At 27.4% G+C, this 19,564-nt stretch carries 19 protein-coding genes and 1 pseudogene; 18 read left to right on the plus strand and 2 right to left on the minus strand.

Annotation, left to right across the window (positions count from 1 at the left end; genetic code table 11):
* The first annotated feature begins 1 nt into the window (after position 1).
* The 6 genes and pseudogenes from TVTCOM_RS01595 to TVTCOM_RS01620 all read left to right on the plus strand — a co-directional run bounded on the left by TVTCOM_RS01595 (position 2) and on the right by TVTCOM_RS01620 (position 7,536).
* Positions 2-633 (plus strand): annotated as a pseudogene (locus TVTCOM_RS01595) (CatB-related O-acetyltransferase).
* Positions 634-698: 65 nt separating this feature from the next.
* Positions 699-1,283: a dihydrofolate reductase family protein gene (locus TVTCOM_RS01600; protein ID WP_434798110.1), complete on the plus strand. Its 585-nt coding sequence runs from the start codon at positions 699-701 to the stop codon at positions 1,281-1,283.
* 539 nt (positions 1,284-1,822) lie between these two features.
* Complete coding sequence (gene ltrA, locus TVTCOM_RS01605; RefSeq protein WP_228110198.1) at positions 1,823-3,244, plus strand: group II intron reverse transcriptase/maturase; 1,422 nt, start codon at positions 1,823-1,825, stop codon at positions 3,242-3,244.
* 508 nt (positions 3,245-3,752) lie between these two features.
* Positions 3,753-3,947: a double zinc ribbon domain-containing protein gene (locus TVTCOM_RS01610; protein WP_434798111.1), complete on the plus strand. Its 195-nt coding sequence runs from the start codon at positions 3,753-3,755 to the stop codon at positions 3,945-3,947.
* 216 nt (positions 3,948-4,163) lie between these two features.
* On the plus strand, positions 4,164-6,698 hold the full coding sequence (locus TVTCOM_RS01615; protein WP_434798112.1) for an FAD-dependent oxidoreductase: 2,535 nt from the start codon (positions 4,164-4,166) through the stop codon (positions 6,696-6,698).
* Between the two features lie 196 nt (positions 6,699-6,894).
* Positions 6,895-7,536, plus strand: a complete 642-nt coding sequence (locus tag TVTCOM_RS01620; RefSeq protein ID WP_434798113.1) for an HAD family hydrolase — start codon at positions 6,895-6,897, stop codon at positions 7,534-7,536.
* A gap of 59 nt (positions 7,537-7,595) precedes the next feature.
* On the opposite strand, the gene TVTCOM_RS01625 is transcribed toward TVTCOM_RS01620, so the two are convergent.
* On the minus strand, positions 7,596-8,375 hold the full coding sequence (locus TVTCOM_RS01625; protein WP_434798114.1) for a methyltransferase domain-containing protein: 780 nt from the start codon (positions 8,373-8,375) through the stop codon (positions 7,596-7,598).
* A gap of 261 nt (positions 8,376-8,636) precedes the next feature.
* Between TVTCOM_RS01625 and TVTCOM_RS01630 the strand changes: the two genes are divergently transcribed.
* From TVTCOM_RS01630 to TVTCOM_RS01680, 11 genes are all read left to right on the plus strand, one after another.
* Entirely contained in the window at positions 8,637-9,692 is a 1,056-nt protein-coding gene (locus TVTCOM_RS01630) for a lysylphosphatidylglycerol synthase transmembrane domain-containing protein (RefSeq protein WP_434798115.1), read from the plus strand.
* Between the two features lie 13 nt (positions 9,693-9,705).
* Complete coding sequence (locus TVTCOM_RS01635; protein ID WP_434798116.1) at positions 9,706-10,125, plus strand: DUF3783 domain-containing protein; 420 nt, start codon at positions 9,706-9,708, stop codon at positions 10,123-10,125.
* A gap of 261 nt (positions 10,126-10,386) precedes the next feature.
* Complete coding sequence (locus TVTCOM_RS01640; RefSeq protein ID WP_434799705.1) at positions 10,387-11,289, plus strand: phosphoglycerate dehydrogenase; 903 nt, start codon at positions 10,387-10,389, stop codon at positions 11,287-11,289.
* Between the two features lie 150 nt (positions 11,290-11,439).
* Positions 11,440-12,543: an RICIN domain-containing protein gene (locus TVTCOM_RS01645; RefSeq protein WP_434798117.1), complete on the plus strand. Its 1,104-nt coding sequence runs from the start codon at positions 11,440-11,442 to the stop codon at positions 12,541-12,543.
* Positions 12,544-12,679: 136 nt separating this feature from the next.
* Positions 12,680-13,048 (plus strand): GntR family transcriptional regulator, encoded by a 369-nt coding sequence (locus TVTCOM_RS01650; protein WP_434798118.1) that lies wholly within the window; start codon positions 12,680-12,682, stop codon positions 13,046-13,048.
* A gap of 4 nt (positions 13,049-13,052) precedes the next feature.
* Complete coding sequence (locus TVTCOM_RS01655; protein WP_434798119.1) at positions 13,053-13,940, plus strand: ABC transporter ATP-binding protein; 888 nt, start codon at positions 13,053-13,055, stop codon at positions 13,938-13,940.
* Positions 13,930-14,727, plus strand: a complete 798-nt coding sequence (locus TVTCOM_RS01660) for a hypothetical protein (protein WP_434798120.1) — start codon at positions 13,930-13,932, stop codon at positions 14,725-14,727. Before TVTCOM_RS01655 ends, TVTCOM_RS01660 begins: the two co-directional genes overlap by 11 nt.
* Before the next feature lie 182 nt (positions 14,728-14,909).
* Positions 14,910-15,317, plus strand: coding sequence for a hypothetical protein (locus TVTCOM_RS01665; protein ID WP_434798121.1), 408 nt, complete (start codon positions 14,910-14,912; stop codon positions 15,315-15,317).
* A gap of 125 nt (positions 15,318-15,442) precedes the next feature.
* Positions 15,443-17,083 carry a hydroxylamine reductase gene (hcp, locus tag TVTCOM_RS01670; protein WP_434798122.1) on the plus strand — a complete coding sequence of 547 codons (1,641 nt, stop codon included), beginning with the start codon at positions 15,443-15,445 and terminating at the stop codon, positions 17,081-17,083.
* 123 nt (positions 17,084-17,206) lie between these two features.
* A complete protein-coding gene (locus TVTCOM_RS01675) occupies positions 17,207-17,806 on the plus strand; it encodes a PIN domain-containing protein (protein ID WP_434798123.1) in 600 nt (199 codons plus the stop codon).
* 29 nt (positions 17,807-17,835) lie between these two features.
* Positions 17,836-18,045 (plus strand): hypothetical protein, encoded by a 210-nt coding sequence (locus tag TVTCOM_RS01680; protein WP_434798124.1) that lies wholly within the window; start codon positions 17,836-17,838, stop codon positions 18,043-18,045.
* 64 nt (positions 18,046-18,109) lie between these two features.
* Here the strand turns inward: TVTCOM_RS01680 and TVTCOM_RS01685 are convergent, their stop codons facing one another.
* Positions 18,110-18,751, minus strand: coding sequence for a Crp/Fnr family transcriptional regulator (locus tag TVTCOM_RS01685; protein WP_434798125.1), 642 nt, complete (start codon positions 18,749-18,751; stop codon positions 18,110-18,112).
* A 163-nt stretch (positions 18,752-18,914) separates the two neighbouring features.
* Between TVTCOM_RS01685 and TVTCOM_RS01690 the strand changes: the two genes are divergently transcribed.
* Positions 18,915-19,559, plus strand: a complete 645-nt coding sequence (locus TVTCOM_RS01690) for a hypothetical protein (RefSeq protein ID WP_434798126.1) — start codon at positions 18,915-18,917, stop codon at positions 19,557-19,559.
* Positions 19,560-19,564: the final 5 nt, after the last annotated feature.

Raw genomic sequence — 19,564 nt, forward strand, 5'->3', positions numbered from 1 at the left:
GATGAAATGGAACGTATATATTATGATAGGACCAGATAAAATAAAATTATATCCAAATGAAAACATAAAAACAGTGTGCTATATAAGTAATTTACCTAAACGATCAAATGTAGAAATTGGAGAGTATACTTATTATAGTGATAATAAAAGGTCTCCTGAAAAATTTTATGATAATATAGAGCACCATTATGAATTCTTGAGAGATAAATTAATTATAGGCAAGTTTTGTGCAATAGCAGAGGGTGTTAAATTCATTATGAATGGAGCAAACCATGTATAACTACTTATCCATTTAATATCTTTGGTAATGGTTGGCAAAGAGTCACTCCAACGGTAGAACAGTTACCTTTTAAGGGAGATACAATAATTGGAAATAATGTATGGATAGGTGAAAATGTAACTATTATGCCTGGAGTTAAGGTAGGTGATAGGGCGATTATTGCTACTAATTCAACTGTAGTAAAAAATGTTGAACCATATACAATATATGGTGGTAATCCGGCAAAATTTATTAAAAAACGTTTTAGTGATGAAAAAATTGAATCATTATTAAAACTTAGATGGTGGGAATGGGATGAAGAAAAAATATTTAATAATCTTGAAATGCTAACATCAAAAGAAGGATTATATTAAGACTGTGTATGATTCAAATTTAATAATGAACACATAAAAGAAGTCCTTTATGGAGGTGAATCATTATGATTAGTAATGAGACAAGAAAAATAGTTTTAGATTTAGCAGTTTCATTAGATGGTTTTATAGAAGGTATAAATGGTGAAACTGATTGGTGCATAATGGATGGGGATATGGATTTTACTAAGTTCTTAAATAGTATAGATACCATATTATATGGTAGAAAATCTTATGATTTGTGGGGGAAATATATTCCTAACAATAAAAGTTCGCATATAGAAAAAGAAATTTGGGAATTAGTTCACGACAAGAAAAAATATGTATTCTCAAAAACACTAACCAATATAGATAATGGTATAGTGGTAAATGATAACATAGTGGAAGAAATGAATAAACTAAAGGAAGAACCAGGTAAGGATATTTGGCTATATGGGGGAGCTAGTCTTATAACAACATTTATGAATTTAGGGCTCGTTGATGAGTATAGACTTTCCATTCATCCTGTTATTTTAGGATCAGGTAAGTACTTGTTTACAGATATAAATAAAAGACAAGATCTTAAACTAGTTGATATTAGAAAGTTCTCTTCAGGTGTTGTTCAGCTGTGTTATCATCCTACGAAGATAGAACATGATATATTAGAAGATTAAAGTGCTAATATTTTTCACCTAAATATATTCAAATTAAACAATCCTTCATATTGAAATGTAGATGTTATATTTAAGAAAAGATAAAAAAGTAGAGAAATTTAATTTCTCTACTTTTTATGTGTGCCCAGCATGGGCAACAACTTGACGGTGAAAGTCCGTTGCGGGCTTGATAGTGGGAACCGCTAGCTAATGGCAAGGGTGTCCATCGTGAGGTGGAATCTGAAGGAAGCCTACGGCAAAGTCTTGGTCTGAGGAACACGAACTACATATGAGGCTATTGGAAACGGACGAGTTTGCGTAACAAGACAAAGTCCAACACTATCCAAAATTTCTAATAGTAAATGTAGCAGATATATGAGATGAAGGTTGTTGCTCTTACCTGGGGAGGTCTGATAGATATATCATTAATAGAGGATGAACTTCCTAGATGATAACCTACATAGTGATATGTAATTGAACTATCAGAAGTCAGCAGACGTCATAGTACTATTGACTGCGCAATCAATAGGAAGGACTGAACATTAAGGAGGTTTTCAACTTTGGATAAATTGAAGAACGTGGATAAAGTGCAGACAACTGAATATTCAGGCTACCGTGTGGAAGTAAAGTTGGAAACTGGAAATAAACATGGAGTGCATAGCGTAGCTTCGGTATTACCGAAGGTAGAAATAGAGAACCGTGCAAAAATATCTACTAATAATTTACTCGATAAAATCTTAGCAAAAGATAATATGTATCGTGCTATGCAACGAGTAATCAAGAATAAAGGTAGTCACGGTGTTGATGGAATAAAGACTGATGAACTTCACGACTATTGCAAAAAGCACTGGACTACAATGAAATCTAAATTATTAGATGGAACATACAAACCATCACCTGTTAGAAGGGTAGAAATACCTAAACCTAACGGTGGGACTAGGATGCTTGGAATTCCAACAGTAGTAGATAGAATGATACAACAAGCAATAGCACAAGCGTTGACATTTGTATATGAACCAATTTTCTCTAATAGTAGTTATGGTTTTAGACCAAACAGAAGTCAGCATCAAGCAATAAAGAAATCCTTAGAATATATAAATGAAGGATATAAATGGGTAGTAGATATGGATTTAGAGAAATTCTTTGATAAAGTAAATCATGACATTTTAATTGATAGATTATCAAGACAAATTAAAGATAAAAGAGTATTAGACTTAATAAGGAAATATCTTAAAAGTGGAATAATGTTAAATGGAGTTATCGTATCAAATGAAGAAGGAACTCCCCAAGGAGGACCATTAAGTCCGCTTCTATCAAATATAATGCTTGATGAGGTTGATAAAGAATTAGAAAGAAGAGGTCATAAATTCTGTAGATTCGCAGATGACTGTAATATCTACGTTAAAAGTAGAAAAGCAGGGTTAAGAGTTTTAAACAGTATTAAGAAATTAATTGAAAATGAATTAAAACTTAAAATAAATGAAAAGAAAAGTGCCGTTGACTTAGTTAGTCGCAGAAAATTTCTAGGATTTTCATTCTATTTTACAAAGGGCGGCGCCCAAATAAGGATACATGAAAGCTCATATAATAAACTAAAATCTAAAGTAATAGAAATTACAAATAGAAATAAAGGAATAGATATGGGATGGAGAATGTTGAAACTTAATCAACTTATGATAGGTTGGATTAATTACTTTGGCATAGCGAAAGCTAAAGGCAATATACAAAATATTGAAAAATGGATTAGGCGAAGACTTAGAGCATGTATCTGGAAACAATGGAAATTACCAAGGACGAAGTGTAAGAATCTTGTTAAACTTGGAATGGATAAATATAAGGCCTACCAATATTCAAATACAAGAAAAGGCTACTGGAGAATATCCGGTAGCCCAATCCTATCAAAAACACTTACAAATAAATACCTAGAAGAAATAGGATATATGAGTATTTCCAAGAGATATTTAAAAGTGCATGGAACTTAATGAACCGCCGTGTACCGAACGGTACGCACGGTGGTGTGAGAGGACGCTAAATAAAATAATTATTTAGCTCCTACTCGATTTTTACAAATCTATATCTATTGAATCTCCGTTTTCAAGAGCGCGTTTATATATGGCTTCAGCGGCGAATAAATCAAACAAGCCTATGCCGACAGATTTAAAAATAGTAGTAGAATTTAATAGATTATCATTTAATTCATTAAGTTGAAGTACTTTTCATTTATGATTAACATATGCTTTTAATCCAACTCAATTTGTACTCTCATTTAATTATAGTTGTAAAAAAAAACTAAAGTAAATTGATATTTATATTAAAAAGAACATGAAAATGTGTTGGAGAAGGCTTATATAACTTAAATATTATACACTAATAATAAAATAAATAATAAATATGATACACAATATTGTTAATTATGTAAAATTGAACTATAATATATAGTGAATAGTGTGCATTATAGTCAATGAATTAAAAAATGGGAGGCTAGCAAGCATGGTGGAAATAAAAAAAGATATTAGTGAAGTTCAAATTTGTAATAAGTGTGGAGAAGTTAACTATGATAATGTTAATTTCTGTCAAGATTGTGGTGGTATGTTAAAAGATTTTACTCATGTATTTTGTGAAGTTTGTGGTGCGAAAAACTCAGTAGAAAATAAAGTATGCAATGATTGTAAAAACATAATTTAAATTATAACAATTAGATTAAGCATAGATGATTTAGAAATAGACTCCTCTTATATAAAAGGAGTTTATTTTTTATATTAATTTTACTATATAGTGTTATTAATAAGTTTACAAGCTATAATAATGGGGTAAATATATATAATACATATGATAAAAAAATAACAATAATGAAATATAGACTAAAATTTTAATTATTATATATAAAAAGGGAGGTCAATTATGGATTTTAAAGAATTAAAAAAAGATTTTTATTGGTCAGGAGTATTAGATAAGGATTTAAGAGTTTTTGATATTATTATGGAAACAGAGTTCGGTACTACTTATAATTCTTATGTGTTAAAAACAAATGATAAAGTTGTATTATTTGAGACAGCCAAAGCTAAATTTTTCGATTCTTATTTAGAAAGTTTAAAGCAAATAGTAGATATAAGTAAGATTGACTATATTGTAGTTAATCATACTGAACCGGATCATGCAGGTAGTGTGGAAAAACTAATAAACATGAATCCAAATATAAAAGTAGTAGGAAGCACAGTAGCAATAAACTTTTTGAAAAATATAGTTAATCATGACTTTTATAGTTTAACTGTTAAGGATAACGATATCTTAAAAATTGGAGATAAAACCCTAAGATTTATTTCTGCACCACACTTACATTGGCCAGATACTATGTATACTTATATAGAAGAAGATGAAACTTTAATTACATGTGATTCATTTGGTTCTCACTACTGTTTAGATGATATTGTATTAAGCAAAGTAACTGATAATGAAGGATATATGAGGGCTGCAAAATATTACTTTGATAATATAATAGGTCCATTTAAACCACATATGTTAAAAGCTTTAGACAAAATAAAAGACTTAAAAGTAAATATGATTTGTACAGGGCATGGACCTGTAATAGATTGTAGAATTGATGAAATAAAAGAAACTTACAAAAAATGGTGTACAGTTATAAATCCTAATCCAAGAAAAACAGTGATAATACCTTATGTTAGTGCTTATGGATATACAAAAGAATTAGCACATGAAATAGAAAAAGGTATAAAAGATAGTGGAGATATAGATGTTAGAATTTATGACTTAGTTGAAAGTGATATAGACAAGGTGCTAGAAGAGATAGGTTTTGCAGATGGACTACTATTTGGAACACCAACAATTGTGGGAGAAGCATTAAAACCTATTTGGGATTTAACAACTTCAATATTTGCAGTAACTCATGGAGGAAAACTTGCCAGTGCTTTTGGTAGTTATGGCTGGAGTGGAGAAGGAGTTCCTAATATTTTAGAAAGATTAAAACAACTTAAAATGAAAGTTGTAGATGGATTTAGAGTTAAGTTTAAACCAGGGAAAACAGATTTGAAAAATGCCTATGAATATGGATTTAATTTTGGATGTATATTGTTAAATAAGGAAAATAAAAAAGTTAAAAATAAAGTAACAGAAACACCATTAGTAAAATGTGTAGTTTGTGGAGAAATATTTGATGCTAGCTTAGATATATGCCCAGTATGTGGTGTGGGAAGAGAAAACTTTATACCGGTTAATGTAGAAGAGAACAATTTTAATAAAAACACAAATGAAATCTTCTTAATTCTTGGTAATGGTGCTGCTGGTATAAACGCTGCGAAAGCTATAAGAGAAAGAAACAATTCTTGTAATATAGTTATGATATCAAATGAAAATGTATTAAGCTATAATAGACCAATGCTTACTAAGAGTATGATTGCTAAGTTTGATGCTAATCAGTTGGCTATTTATAATGAAGAATGGTACAAAGAACATAATATAACTAATATATTAGATAAAAATGTAATAGATATAAATACGGAAGAGAAAATAGTAACTTTAGATGGTGATATAAAACTTAAATACGATAAATGTATTTATGCACTAGGTGCAGAATCATTTATACCACCAATTGCTGGCCACGATAAAGAAGGAGTAATTGCAATTAGAAGAATATCTGATACTGATAAAATAAATGAAGTACTTCCAAATGTTAAAAATGTAGTGGTTATAGGTGGAGGAGTGCTGGGATTAGAAGCAGCTTGGGAACTTTGTAAAGCTAAATGTAATGTAACTGTATTAGAGCTTGCACCTGGTTTAATGTCACGTCAATTAGATGAAAAGTCTGGAGACTTTTTAGCTAATATAATTAAAGGAACAGGAATAGATTTAAAATTAAATGTTAAAATTGATAGTATTGAAGGAGAAGATAGTGTTACAGGAGTAAAACTTGGTGATGGACAAATGATACCAGCAGATTTAGTAGTAATGTCTTGTGGTGTTAGGGCTAATACATCATTGGCATCAACTTGTGGAATAAATGTAAATAAGGCAGTAATAGTAAATGAAAAAATGGAAACTAATATATCAGGTATATATGCATGTGGAGATTGTGCAGAATTTGAAAATATAAATTATGCTATATGGCCACAGGCTGTAGAAATGGGTAAAGTTGCAGGTTCAAATGCAGCTGGAGATTCATTGAAATATGAAACAGTTAGTGCGGGACTTACTTTTAATGGAATGGATACTTCTTTATTTGCCATAGGCGACAATGGAAAAAATCCAAATAAGAAATACAAAACAGTAGAATTTGCAGATGAACAAAAGCAAACTTATGAAAAATACTATTTTGTAAATAATCGTTTAAGTGGAGTTATACTAATAGGTGACACTAGTAAATTAGTGGATTTAACTAGTGCAGTAGAAGAAAATAGATTATTCAATAAAATATTTAAATAAAAATTATATGTAAAGAAAAAACCTCTAAATTCTAAAGATTTAGAGGTTTTTTATAATAAAACTTTAAATAAAGTATAAAAGAAGGCTAGGTAATAATTATAATATGTATATAATATAATTATGTTCTATTTAATTTAAAGAATTAAAATAATTTATAGAATAAAATAAATGGTATTTAATGAATAAGAGGATAAGTATGTTTGATTTTAAGGGAGCCATATTTGATTTAGATGGAACTTTGATAGATTCTATGGGAGTGTGGGAGAAAATAGATAATGAATTTTTAGAAAAGCGAAATATAGATATTCCATCTGATTACATAGAAAAAATAAATTCCATGAGTTTTGACAAAGTAGCACAGTATACTATAGAGAGATTCAATTTAAAAGAAAGTGAAAAGGATCTTATAAAAGAGTGGAATGAAATGGCCATATATGAGTATTCGAATAATATTAAGCTAAAGGCCAATGTAAAAGAATATTTAAAGAAACTAAAGGACAATAATATTAAAATAGCATTATCAACATCATCGCCAAGAATACTTTATGAACCTGTATTAAAAAATAATCATATATATGAGTACTTTGATGTATTGACCTCTTTAGAAGATGTAAAACGTGATAAAAATTATCCAGATATATATTTATTAGCTGCAGAAAAATTAGACCTGAATCCGCAAGACTGTGTTGGTTTTGAGGATATTTTAGTAGCAATAAATACTCTGAAAAAGGCTGATTTTAAAGCTATAGGTGTATATGATAAATATTCAGATTGTGACATTGAAGAGATAAAAAAAATAAGTGATAGATTTATATGGGATTTTAAGGAGATAATATAATCAAATTTGTTTTAAGTATAAAAAATAAGGTATATGTCAACATATACCTTATTTTTTATCTATTTTGCAGCAACTAAAAATAATCTTTCATAATTAAATAAAACAGAACCATTAGGTCTTGGGAAATATACATTTTTAAGTTTAATATAGAAGTTATTTTTAAAGTTTGAAATTATTTCTTCATCTGGGAATGCATCCAAATAAGGGACTAAAGTCGTACTTTCATACCATTTTAAGATATCATCTAAGCTATCCATGGCATGAGTGTATGTAGTAGACCAAATATATATGCTCTCTGGATTAAATAATGAAGATAAAATATCATAGTAATACTCTTTAGATTTAGTGTTAAATCTTAAACTTCTATTATCTAGATATTGCTTGTATTTTTTCACATGTTCTAATTCATATAATGCTTGTTGAGCCTTGACTTCATCAACTAAAGGTAGCTGTATGGCAAGTATACCCTTATCTTCAAGTGAATTATATAAAGATTTTATTAAATTTTCATGATCAGGAATACGTTGAATAGCAGCATTAGAAAATATGATGTCAAATTTACCTAACGCGGATAAATCATCCGTTGCATCTTGTAAAATAAATTTAGTATCATCATATAAACTTCTAGCTTTTTCAATCATAGCTTTTGAATTATCAATGCCTATTATTTCTGAATTAGGCCATCTTTTCTTTAGCTCGTGAGTACTATTTCCTGATCCACATCCAACATCTAGTATTTTTTTTGGATTTACTACCTCTATTCTTGATATTAAATCTTTGGCAGGTAGTGTTCTTTCTTTTTCGAATTTTAAATAAAGATCTGGATTCCAATCTAACATTTAAAGTCCCCCCTTTTTTAATGGAATTATTGTAATAATTCTTATAATTAGAAAATAGCATGTTATTAATGGAAATGCAAGAAAAAAATGTATGAATTCAATTTTCATAAAAAGAAAAAAATAATATAGATATATAATATAGATATATGTAGAATAAAACGGTATTCTACATGACAATAATGTAATAAAATCTTAATATTATTAATTTATAATTATGTTGTATACTTATAATAATAAGAAAATAAAAACTAGGAGATAACTATGGATAATAAAAGAAAGAAAACTTTCCTAAGATATGTATTTTTACTATGTTTAATGGTTGGAACTATATATCTAGTTTTAAAAAGTTTAGACATAAGTATGTTGTCTAGCGTTATTACTATGGTAAATAAGGAGTATTTATTAATAGGGGGAGTAGCGATTTTATTTTATATTATTCTTGAGGGAATAATATTGCAAATAATAATTAATGAGCAACATAAATTGAAGAGTTCATTTGTAGGTTTTAAGCTAGCTATAATGGGGTTTTATTATAACTTAGTAACACCTTTTGCATCTGGTAGTCAACCTGTTCAAATATATGTATTAAATAAATATAAAGTTCCCCTAAGTAAGGCAACGGGAATAATAACTAATAAAACAATACTTTATCAAGTAGTAATTACAATTTATTGCACTATATTTATTTTTATGAATGCTAATAAATTAAGATATGATTTAAACACAGTAATGCCTTTTGTTATGTTTGGATTAGCTGTAAACTTATTTACATTTATAATTGGATTTTTAGCAATTATAAATACACCAAAGATAAAAGATATATGTCACAAAGTAGTAAAATACTTATTAAAATTTAAAGTATTTAAATTTTTACAATCTAAAGAAGATAATATAGATTCATTTATAGAAGAATATACAGAGTCGATTAAGTTTTTTATGAAAAATAAGAAATTACTTATTACTACTGTAACTTTAACTATAATTCAAATATCTTTATATTTTAGTGTTTCCTATTGGATATATAGAGCATTTAACTTAAACGGACATAGTTTCATTTATCTTATGACTCTTCAAGTATATTTGTATATGGCTATATCACCAATACCAACTCCAGGAAATATTGGAGCTAATGAATTAGCATTCTTTACTATTTTCAAGAGAGTATTCCCACAAACATTGTTAGGATATGCCGTATTTTTATATGGTGGATTTATGTATTATTTAATATTAATACTAAGTGGAATTTTCACCATATACTCACATTACAGAATGGATAAAAAAATGGAGTCTGGTAAAATTAGTTTAAAAACTACGTAAAATAGGAGGAACAATGTCATTTGAAAAATTAAACCAAAGTTCAATAAGCAATATTCATGATAGAAGTTGCATGATTATAGTTAATTTTAATAAAAAAGAATGTAGTATGATTAAAAATATAGGAAGGCTAGTAGGAATTAAAGACTTTATTTTTGTAGATAGTAAAAATGGAAAAGCTATTATAAAAGATATATTAAATGATAGTATATCTGATGATAACGAAGAAGTATGGCCAAATAAAGCATTAATTTTTAATAATATTACTCAATTAAAAATTAATGGATTTTTAGACAGTTTAAAGAAAATGAAAATGGCCAGACCTTTAAGTGCTGTTGTGACAGATACAACTATAGACTGGACTTTAAACAAATTAGTTTACAATTTAATCCAAGAAAGACAGGCGTTAAAGTTAGGTCAAACTTTAAATCACTAAATAGAGATGACATAATCATTTTTAAAATGGACAAAATAAAGATAACAAATAAATATAAACTATGATTTGTATTTATTTGTTCATATAGATTAATCCTTCAAAATATTTTTGAAGGATTTTTTATTGTATAACAAAGGTATTTTTTAAAAATATGTAGAATATATGATAAGTATGTTGAAATTTTTTAGTTCAGTTGAAGGGAGATGAGTTGTCATTAAAGCATTATTTACACTCAAATTTAATGAAGAAGAATTTAATAGAATAAGGGATTTAGGATATGATGTTATTTTTAATAGCGAAGGTTCAGAATCTACTTTAGATAAAATGACAGATGAAGATTTAGAATCTATAGATGTATTAGTAACTTATAATTCCTTTGAAAAATTAGATATATCAAAAATGAAAAATTTAAAGTATATACAGTTAAGTAGCACAGGGTTTGATCAAGTACCTATAGATAAAGTCATGAATAGAAATATCATTTTATGCAATAACAAAGGTGGCTATAGTATTCCTATTGCAGAATGGATTGTATCGGAGATTTTACAAATATATAAAAACACTAAAGAATTTTATAATAAGCAGTATAAAAGACAGTGGATATGTGATTATAGTGTTTCTGAAGTTTATGGAAAGAGAATAGGATTTTTAGGAACAGGAACAATTGCTTTGGAGAGTGCTAAACGATTAAAAGCCTTTGGAGTAGAAATATGGGGATGCAACACAGATGGAAGAAGTATAAAGTATTTTGATGAATGTTTTTCAACAGAAGATATGGATGAAATATTTAAAAATTGTGATATAGTAGTTAGTACTATTCCATCTACAAAACAGACATATAAAATTATTAATAAATCAAAGTTTAATCTTATGAAAGATGGATCGTCATTTATTAATGTAGGAAGAGGGAAAATTGTAGATGAAGATGACTTAATAAAATATACTCATAAATTTAGGGCAATAGCCCTTGATGTTTTTCAAGAAGAACCTTTATATGAAAATAGTAAACTATGGGATTTAGATAACATAATAATAACTCCTCATAATTCTTGGGTATCAGAACAAAACTCATTAAGAAGTTTTAATTTATTTTATAATAATTTGAAAAAATTTATTTCTAATAAAGAATTAGAGAATAAGGTAGAGATAGAAAAAGGATATTAGATAATAAAGCATCTGTAAAGATGCTTTATTTTTTATCATGCTTTAAATTGAATGATTACATTATTGACACTATTTGGCAATTAGACTACTATTATGGTAACAAAAAAATTACAAACAATTCGGAAAATATTGAAAAATGCGGGGGAATGTATGAAAAAGTATTTTAGAAGAATATTATGTAGTTTAATAGTGGCAGGTATTTTAGTAGGAAATTTGGGAATGTCAGTTATAGTAGATGCGATGGAAAGTGCTAGTATTAAAGGGGGGAACTATGCTCTAAAAAATGTTTATAGTGGAAAATACTTAAATGTATCTGGTGGAAAAACAGCAAATGGTACAAATATTAATGTTTATGAAGGTAATGGAAAAAATAGTCAAACATATAAAATATATAAAATTAATTCATCTTATGCTCTAACTCCAACTTGTACTTCTAGTGAAAAATTAATTAATGTAAAAGGTGATAAAGTCAAAGCAAATGCTAATGTTATGTTATATGACAAAAGCGGCGAAGGTCACTCTACTCAAAGATGGATATTTGAGAGTGTTTCAGGAGGATATGTACTTAGATCAGCAAATAATACTAAATATGTATTAACATGTACAGGTAGCAAAAATGGTTCAAATGTAAATGTACAAACATATAAAAAGGGTAATAAAAAGCAAATATGGAAGTTAGAAGCTAAAAAAACTTCATCTGATACAAATGAAGGATCAAATAATATAGGAGAAGAAAATGGCGTTTCAGAAATAAAATCACAAATTATTAAAACATATAAAAAATGTAGAGAAATTACAGGAAGAAGTAATTTTACAAAGCAATGTTCACTGTATGTATATAGTCAGTTAAAAGTTTTAGGAATATACCAAACGCCAGATACATATTGGAATGGAAATCAATGGTATTTTAAATTAAAATCAAATGCAGTGACTAAGACGGGATATACACAGAAGAAATATTCTGGCAAGTCTTGTTTAAGCAAAATTGTAGACGCTAATAATGATGAAAATATATATAATATAGTTGTTTCTTTTCCAAATAGCTATGTAAATGGAAAGAATAATGGATCTGGTGGAGCAGGTCATGTTTTATTTATACATGCAATAATAGATGGAAAAGTATATTACTCAGACAACTATAGATATTGTGGTATGTCAGAAGGTAGTGTAATAGTTAAAACTATTTCTGAATTTACGGATTATTTCTCATATCATTATGGTGGACCAACAGGAGCGGTACATTTTGTTAAATAGAACTTAATATAATAATGTAAAGAATCATTTCGGTGATTCTTTTTTTATGGTAAAAAATGGTTGACGTATGATGATTAATAAATTACCATACTTATATGGTTAATTACTTGAGTAATTAACCATATAAGGAGGTGGAATGTTGAAGTTAATACTTAATGATTATGAGCCCATATTTATTCAAATCTCAAAAACAATAGAAGATGAGATACTTTCTGGATGTGTTGATGAAGATATGCAAATACCTTCTACAACCGAGTTATCAAAGTTATATAAAATAAACCCAGCTACAGTGCTGAAAGGAATAAATATTTTAGTGGATAATAAGGTTTTATATAAAAAGAGAGGGATAGGTATGTTTGTTGCTAAGGGAGCTAAAGAAGTAATTAAGAAGTCTAGAAAAGAAAACTTCAAGAACATATATATTAAAAGCTTAATTCAAGAAGCTAGTAAATTAGATATAGAAAAAGAAGAATTATTAGATATGATTAAGAATTTTAAGGGGTGATAAAATGAGTGTGGCTATTGAAATAAAAAATGTAAGTCATAATTTTAAAGATAAAGTTGTTTGTGATAATATATGCATGGACTTTGAGGAAAATAAAATATATGGATTATTGGGAAAAAATGGAGCTGGGAAAAGTACATTAATTAATATAATTACAAATCAGTTAATTTGTAATAAGGGAGAAGTAAAAATATTTGGGAAAAACCCTAAAGAAGATATATCTGTTTTAGAGGATGTTTGTGTAGTTAGGGAAAAAGAATTTTTTGATTTAACATATAAAGTAAAAGATATTTTTAAAGTATATTCTTGTTTTTATAAGGATTATGATTATGAACTTCAAGATAAACTGTGTAGATTGTTTGAAATAAATAAAAAGCTACTTTATAAAAAACTATCTAGAGGTATGAAAACCTTAGTATCAAATATAATTGGAATTTGTTCAAATGCACCTATAACTATTTTTGACGAGCCAACAATAGGTTTAGATGCTGTTAATAGACAAGAATTTTACAACATATTATTGGAATCCTACATGCATAAAAACAGAACCATTATTATTTCAACTCATTTAATCAATGAAGTAGAAGAACTTTTAGAAAAGGTAGTAATGATTAAAGATGGAAGGATAAGAGTAAATAACTACATAGATGAAGTAAGAGAAAAATCCTATTATATAAGTGGAAAAAGAGAAGATTTAAATAGATTATCGATCTTGCCTGAAATGATGTTAGTAAAATCCTTTGGAAATAATAAAATGTGTGCTTATTATGGAGATTTAAACGATGAAGATTTAATCATGATAGAAAATTCAGCTATAGAGCTAGATAAAATGAGTCTCCAAGATTTATTTATAAACATGAATAAAAAAGAGGAGGCTTTATATGAAAAATAATCCATATTTTAACTTTATGAAAAGAGACGTTATACAAATGATACTAGTACTTTTGATAATAATAATTGTAAACCAAGGTCTTACAGCTGTATCTAATATATATATGGCATTAGAACCAGGATTTGATAAACAAATAAATATGTATAGTCAAGCAAATGTTTTTAACATGTCATTTTGTTTTATAGCTGGAATTATGTTTATATTAAAACATTTTTCTGGTGCTATTAGTATAAGAGGAGACAGAAAAAATTTCTTAAAGGCTTTGAGGGTATGGGCAATTATAATGTCATTATTTATGGCTATATTTCCAACAATTTTAGAAATTTGTTTAAAAATATTAATAGAAGTAATTACACATAAAGATGTGGTTCTTGTAACTGATCTTGTGTGGAGAGAAATAGCTGGAATGGAAGTGACAAACCCTGATATAACATTTATTTGGTTTATAAAAACTATATTTGTTTACTTTATAAATAATTTAATGTTATTTTCCTTTGGATATATGTTAGGTGCTATTGGATATAGATTGAAAAAAAGAACTAATATTTTAGTATTTGTTGTAATACCAGTTCTGCTAATTGGATATATAATAAACTCAGCTCTGAGAATGGATGAATTTATAATGAATATAATAGGAGTAGCAATTTGTTATATTGTAGTTTATATTGCAGAAAATCCATTATTAATGATATTAATTAATATGATTTGCATAGGGATATTCTCATTTATAGGATGTAAATTATTAATAAAAGCTCCAACAAAAGAATATGCAAATGATTTAATTTAATATAGATAATTTCTAGCCCGTTAAATTGGCCAAAACAAATTTTTATAATAGTATATTTAAAAAATTTATTTATTGCTATTTATTATCTAAAACTTTGATATGAAAACTCATAAACCTAAATAGTATTTGTATAATCCATGAATTATAATTTAATTAATACTAATATTTTTAGGGGTGGGGACATGAATGATGAAACATTAAAGAGACAGCTAAGTGTAGATAAAATAAAACTGATAGAAAAGTATTCCCTTACTTGCTCAGATGATTTGAGATGGGAATTTAAGCATGACAAATATCATTCTGTTAAGTACTTTTCACATAAATTTGCCCAAAAGGAATCAGTATTAGCTCTATTGTTTTATATTAATAGATTGTGTTATGCAAAGATAAAATATTTTGAAAATAATATTGATAAATATGAACCATATAAGTATGTATTTTTAAAAGGTTTTTGTAAATGTGAAATATATGATATGGAGTTTTTGAGGCATAAGCCTAGTAACAGTATGATTGATATCAGAAACTTAAAAGATATAAAAAATATAGAGGAATTTAGAAAATTTTGTGCTGTATTAGAAAGTTTAGAATAGTAATTAAAGTTACAAATAAAATATATAAAAAAACAAGGAATCTGTAACATATGTTACAGATTCTTTTTATTGTTGTATATATAATGTGTATATAAGATAAACATTAAAAATTTGGAGGGATAACAATGGATAATAAAATGTTTTGTTTTCAATGTCAAGAAACAGCAGGATGTACAGGATGTACTAAGTTTGGGGTATGTGGAAAATCACCAGATTTAGCAAAAATTCAAGACCTATTAATATATACAACAAAAGGATTATCAGAAGTTACAACTAGATTAAGAGGAGAAGGAAAAGAAGTTAGTGGTGAAGTAAATCACTTAATAACTATAAACCTTTTCACTACTATAACTAATGCTAACTTTGATGATGTAATATTCTATGATAGAGTAAAAACTACTTTAGATATAAAATCTGACTTATTAGCAAAATTAGAAAATAAAGAGGATTTAAGTGAAGCTGCTCTATGGACTGCTTCTACTAAAGAAGAAATGGACATAAAAGCTCCAACTGTTGGTGTATTAGCAACAGAAAATGAAGATGTAAGAAGCTTAAGAGAATTAATAATATACGGAATAAAAGGTTTATCAGCATATATGAAACATGCAAATGCTTTAGGATATGATGATGAGGCTATAAATGCATTTATGCAAGCAACATTAGCTAAAACGTTAGACAATACTTTAAGTGCTGATGATTTAGTAGCTTTAACTTTAGAAACTGGTAAAGTAGGAGTAGACGGAATGGCTCTACTTGATAGTGCAAATACTGGAACTTATGGACACCCAGAAATAACTAAAGTTAATATAGGAGTAAGAAATAATCCAGGTATCTTAGTATCAGGACATGATTTAAAAGATTTAGAATTATTATTACAACAAACAGAAGGAACTGGTATAGACGTTTATACTCACTCTGAAATGTTACCAGCTCACTACTACCCAGCATTCAAAAAATATTCTCACTTTGCAGGAAATTACGGAAATGCTTGGTGGAAACAAAAAGAAGAATTTGAATCTTTCAATGGACCAATATTAATGACTACAAACTGTATAGTACCACCAAAAGATAGCTACAAAGATAGAATATTTACTACAGGTGCAGCAGGATTTGTAGGAGTTAAACATATAAAAGGAGAAAGCGAAGACAATAAAGATTTCTCTCAAATAATAGAACTTGCAAAAACTTGTGAACCACCAACAGAAATAGAAACTGGTGAAATAGTAGGTGGATTTGCTCATAATCAAGTATTTGCTTTAGCTGATGCTGTAGTAGATGCAGTTAAATCTGGAGCAATTAAGAAATTCTTCGTAATGGCAGGATGTGACGGAAGAGCTAAATCAAGAAATTACTATACTGAATTTGCAGAGGCTCTACCAAAAGATACTGTAATATTAACAGCAGGTTGTGCAAAATACAAATACAACAAATTAAATCTTGGAGATATAAATGGAATACCAAGAGTTTTAGATGCAGGTCAATGTAATGACTCTTACTCATTAGCTTTAATAGCTTTAAAATTAAAAGAAGTATTTGAATTACAAGATATAAATGAATTACCAATAGCTTTCAACATAGCTTGGTATGAGCAAAAAGCTGTAATAGTATTATTATCATTACTATACTTAGGAGTAAAAAACATACACCTAGGACCAACTCTACCAGCATTCTTATCACCAAATGTTGCTAATGTTTTAGTTGAAAACTTTGGAATTGGTGGAATAACTAACGTTGAAGACGATATAAAAATGTTCATGGAACAATAATAATATAAAGAATATCCTATAGATTTAATTCTATAGGATATTTTTTAGTTTAAATAATGAGGTTTATATTTTTTCCTTTTGGACACACTCTAAATAAGTAAAAGTTTTTAGGGGGTATTCGTTATGAAAAGAATATTTTTAGTTGATACGGAGAATGTGAATATTACTGCTCTAAGCAGTGCAAATAAATTAAACGAAGAAGATATAATAATACTATTTGTAACAGAAAGAACAAACTTATTTCAATTTGGAAGAGATAAATTAAAATGCTTAAACACAAAGGCAAATATTTTGAAAATAAATGTTACCACAGGAGTAAAAAATAGTTTAGATTTTCAATTAGTATCTTATTTAGGACTTATAATAGGACAACATAGATATGAGGCTAATAATTATTATATAGTGAGTAAAGATCGAGGATTTATAAGTTCTATAAATCTTTTAGAAAACTGCACTGATTATAAAATAGAACTTATAAATAGTATTTCAGATTTATTTAAAGAAGACGATGTAGATAATATAATAGATAAATTTATAGAAAAAGGATTTAGACCAAAAACAGCAATAAAAATGACACTTATATTAGCTGGAGCAAAAACTCTACTAGATGCTCAAGATAGATTTCTAATGGAGTTTGGTGGAAATTTTACTGTTCTATATAGATGTATAGATATATTAGAATACTATTATGATGAAAAATCTAATATTAATGAAACTGCATAAATTATTAATAAAATATTAGGAGATAAAAAATGAATGCTAAAGACGAATTATTAAAATCACTTTTTCCACAAATTATTAATCATTTTGCAAGTTTAAAAAATATATCTTTAGAAGAAAGTACAGATATGTTTTTTAAATCTACTACTTATGTAAAACTTTGTGGCGACAATGATTTTTACTCAAAAGGAATGAGTTACATAGTAAATGAATTGGAAAATGAATATTTAACTTTTAGTTAAACAAAAGCTAGTGTAATTTTGTATACACTAGCTTTTGTTGTACAATTAATAAAACCAAGTCTGTTTACTCCGCTAAAATACTTTCTATTTCTTCCAAATCTAAAATTTTAATATGACTTCTTGAATAATCAATAAGTCCCATATCTTTCAGATTGATTAATTCACGAGAAAGTGAAGGTCTAGTTATACCTAAAGATTCAGCAATCTTTTCTTTAGTCATTTTCAGCTTAATATTCTCGCTATTTTGTAATTTATATTCTGTAATTAAGAAGTTGCAAATTTTTTGTTTAATACTATTAAAGGTTAAGTTAGTAATTGAATTATTTAAAACAAAAATCTTGTTGGTCAAATCATTTAAAAACATTTCTAAAAAATCACTATGAGAGGTACAGAACTTTATAAAGTTATCCTTATTAATAAACATTATTTTACAAGAAGTAGAAGACATAACTGTTGCTGGATACAAATTAATATCAGAAAAAGCAATTACTTCTCCAAAAATATGACCTTTACCAAATGATGATACGTGTATCACCTTAGTACCCAACATTCTTTTTATATCGATATTTCCATGTAGAATTAAACCTATGGAAGAACAAGTATCTCCTTCTATGGCAATAATATCATTTTTCACATAGTTTTTTATTGTATAGTTAGCATCTTTAAAAAGATCTAAAATATATTCTTCGCTTTTATCTCTAAACATTTTAACTCCTTAAAATAATAAATTTCTTACTATTGATTTTATCACAAAAATGCAAATTTCATGTAGTTGTAACATATGTTACAGAATATAATTTAATATTAAGGTATTATGATGACAAATAATACAAAAGATAATAAATAAAAAAGAAAAAGGAGATGTGTTTATGAGTTTATTTTTAGGAAAAATACATTACTGGTTATTCAATAAAATTTTATGGTTTGAGAAACTAGAAAGTGAAATAATAAATTTAGCAAAAGAAGAAGGATTTGAAGTAGAAAAATTAAGTGCTGAAATCCAAAATAAATATGGAGAAAAACTACCTAATAAACCATTAGAAGAGTTAATAGACACAAGTAACATTCATGGATGGTTACAAAATCAAATTCACTGTGCTGAAAGAAGAATGGCAGCTTGGACAAAATTATTAATAGAAGCTGATGAAAAAAATCATTCTAAATTAGAAGAGGTTTACAAATCACAAGGAATAGTAGCAGCTAATGAGATAAAGTCAGAAGGTAAATTACCATCTACACCAGAAGAATTATTCAACTGTGTAAATGACTATATTTTAGATGGAATGCCTTGCGATAGAGTAAATGAAGTTGTAGTTAATGAAGAAAACAAAATTGGATGGCAACAAAGAATCTGCGTTCACAAGGATATATGGCAAGAAGTAGGATGTGATGTAAAACACTTCTATAATTTAAGAAACTCTTGGATAAAGTCATTCGTAAGTGAATTAAATAATAATTATGAGTATTTAATAGAAGAAAATGGTATGAGGGTAATAAGAAATATATGTGAATAAAACTT

It is taken from the genome of Terrisporobacter vanillatitrophus (assembly GCF_051148895.1).
In the GTDB taxonomy this organism is placed as follows: Bacteria; Bacillota; Clostridia; order Peptostreptococcales; family Peptostreptococcaceae; genus Terrisporobacter; species Terrisporobacter vanillatitrophus.

Excerpts from the sequence above, each read along its gene's own strand:
- TVTCOM_RS01600 (WP_434798110.1), top strand. The coding sequence starts at position 699 with ATGATTAGTAATGAGACAAGAAAAATAGTTTTAGATTTAGCAGTTTCA.
- TVTCOM_RS01610 (WP_434798111.1), top strand. The coding sequence starts at position 3,753 with ATGGTGGAAATAAAAAAAGATATTAGTGAAGTTCAAATTTGTAATAAG.
- TVTCOM_RS01615 (WP_434798112.1), top strand. The coding sequence starts at position 4,164 with ATGGATTTTAAAGAATTAAAAAAAGATTTTTATTGGTCAGGAGTATTA.
- TVTCOM_RS01620 (WP_434798113.1), top strand. The coding sequence starts at position 6,895 with ATGTTTGATTTTAAGGGAGCCATATTTGATTTAGATGGAACTTTGATA.
- TVTCOM_RS01625 (WP_434798114.1), bottom strand. The coding sequence starts at position 8,375 with ATGTTAGATTGGAATCCAGATCTTTATTTAAAATTCGAAAAAGAAAGA.
- TVTCOM_RS01630 (WP_434798115.1), top strand. The coding sequence starts at position 8,637 with ATGGATAATAAAAGAAAGAAAACTTTCCTAAGATATGTATTTTTACTA.
- TVTCOM_RS01635 (WP_434798116.1), top strand. The coding sequence starts at position 9,706 with ATGTCATTTGAAAAATTAAACCAAAGTTCAATAAGCAATATTCATGAT.
- TVTCOM_RS01645 (WP_434798117.1), top strand. The coding sequence starts at position 11,440 with ATGAAAAAGTATTTTAGAAGAATATTATGTAGTTTAATAGTGGCAGGT.
- TVTCOM_RS01650 (WP_434798118.1), top strand. The coding sequence starts at position 12,680 with ATGTTGAAGTTAATACTTAATGATTATGAGCCCATATTTATTCAAATC.
- TVTCOM_RS01655 (WP_434798119.1), top strand. The coding sequence starts at position 13,053 with ATGAGTGTGGCTATTGAAATAAAAAATGTAAGTCATAATTTTAAAGAT.
- TVTCOM_RS01660 (WP_434798120.1), top strand. The coding sequence starts at position 13,930 with ATGAAAAATAATCCATATTTTAACTTTATGAAAAGAGACGTTATACAA.
- TVTCOM_RS01665 (WP_434798121.1), top strand. The coding sequence starts at position 14,910 with ATGAATGATGAAACATTAAAGAGACAGCTAAGTGTAGATAAAATAAAA.
- hcp (WP_434798122.1), top strand. The coding sequence starts at position 15,443 with ATGGATAATAAAATGTTTTGTTTTCAATGTCAAGAAACAGCAGGATGT.
- TVTCOM_RS01675 (WP_434798123.1), top strand. The coding sequence starts at position 17,207 with ATGAAAAGAATATTTTTAGTTGATACGGAGAATGTGAATATTACTGCT.
- TVTCOM_RS01680 (WP_434798124.1), top strand. The coding sequence starts at position 17,836 with ATGAATGCTAAAGACGAATTATTAAAATCACTTTTTCCACAAATTATT.
- TVTCOM_RS01685 (WP_434798125.1), bottom strand. The coding sequence starts at position 18,751 with ATGTTTAGAGATAAAAGCGAAGAATATATTTTAGATCTTTTTAAAGAT.
- TVTCOM_RS01690 (WP_434798126.1), top strand. The coding sequence starts at position 18,915 with ATGAGTTTATTTTTAGGAAAAATACATTACTGGTTATTCAATAAAATT.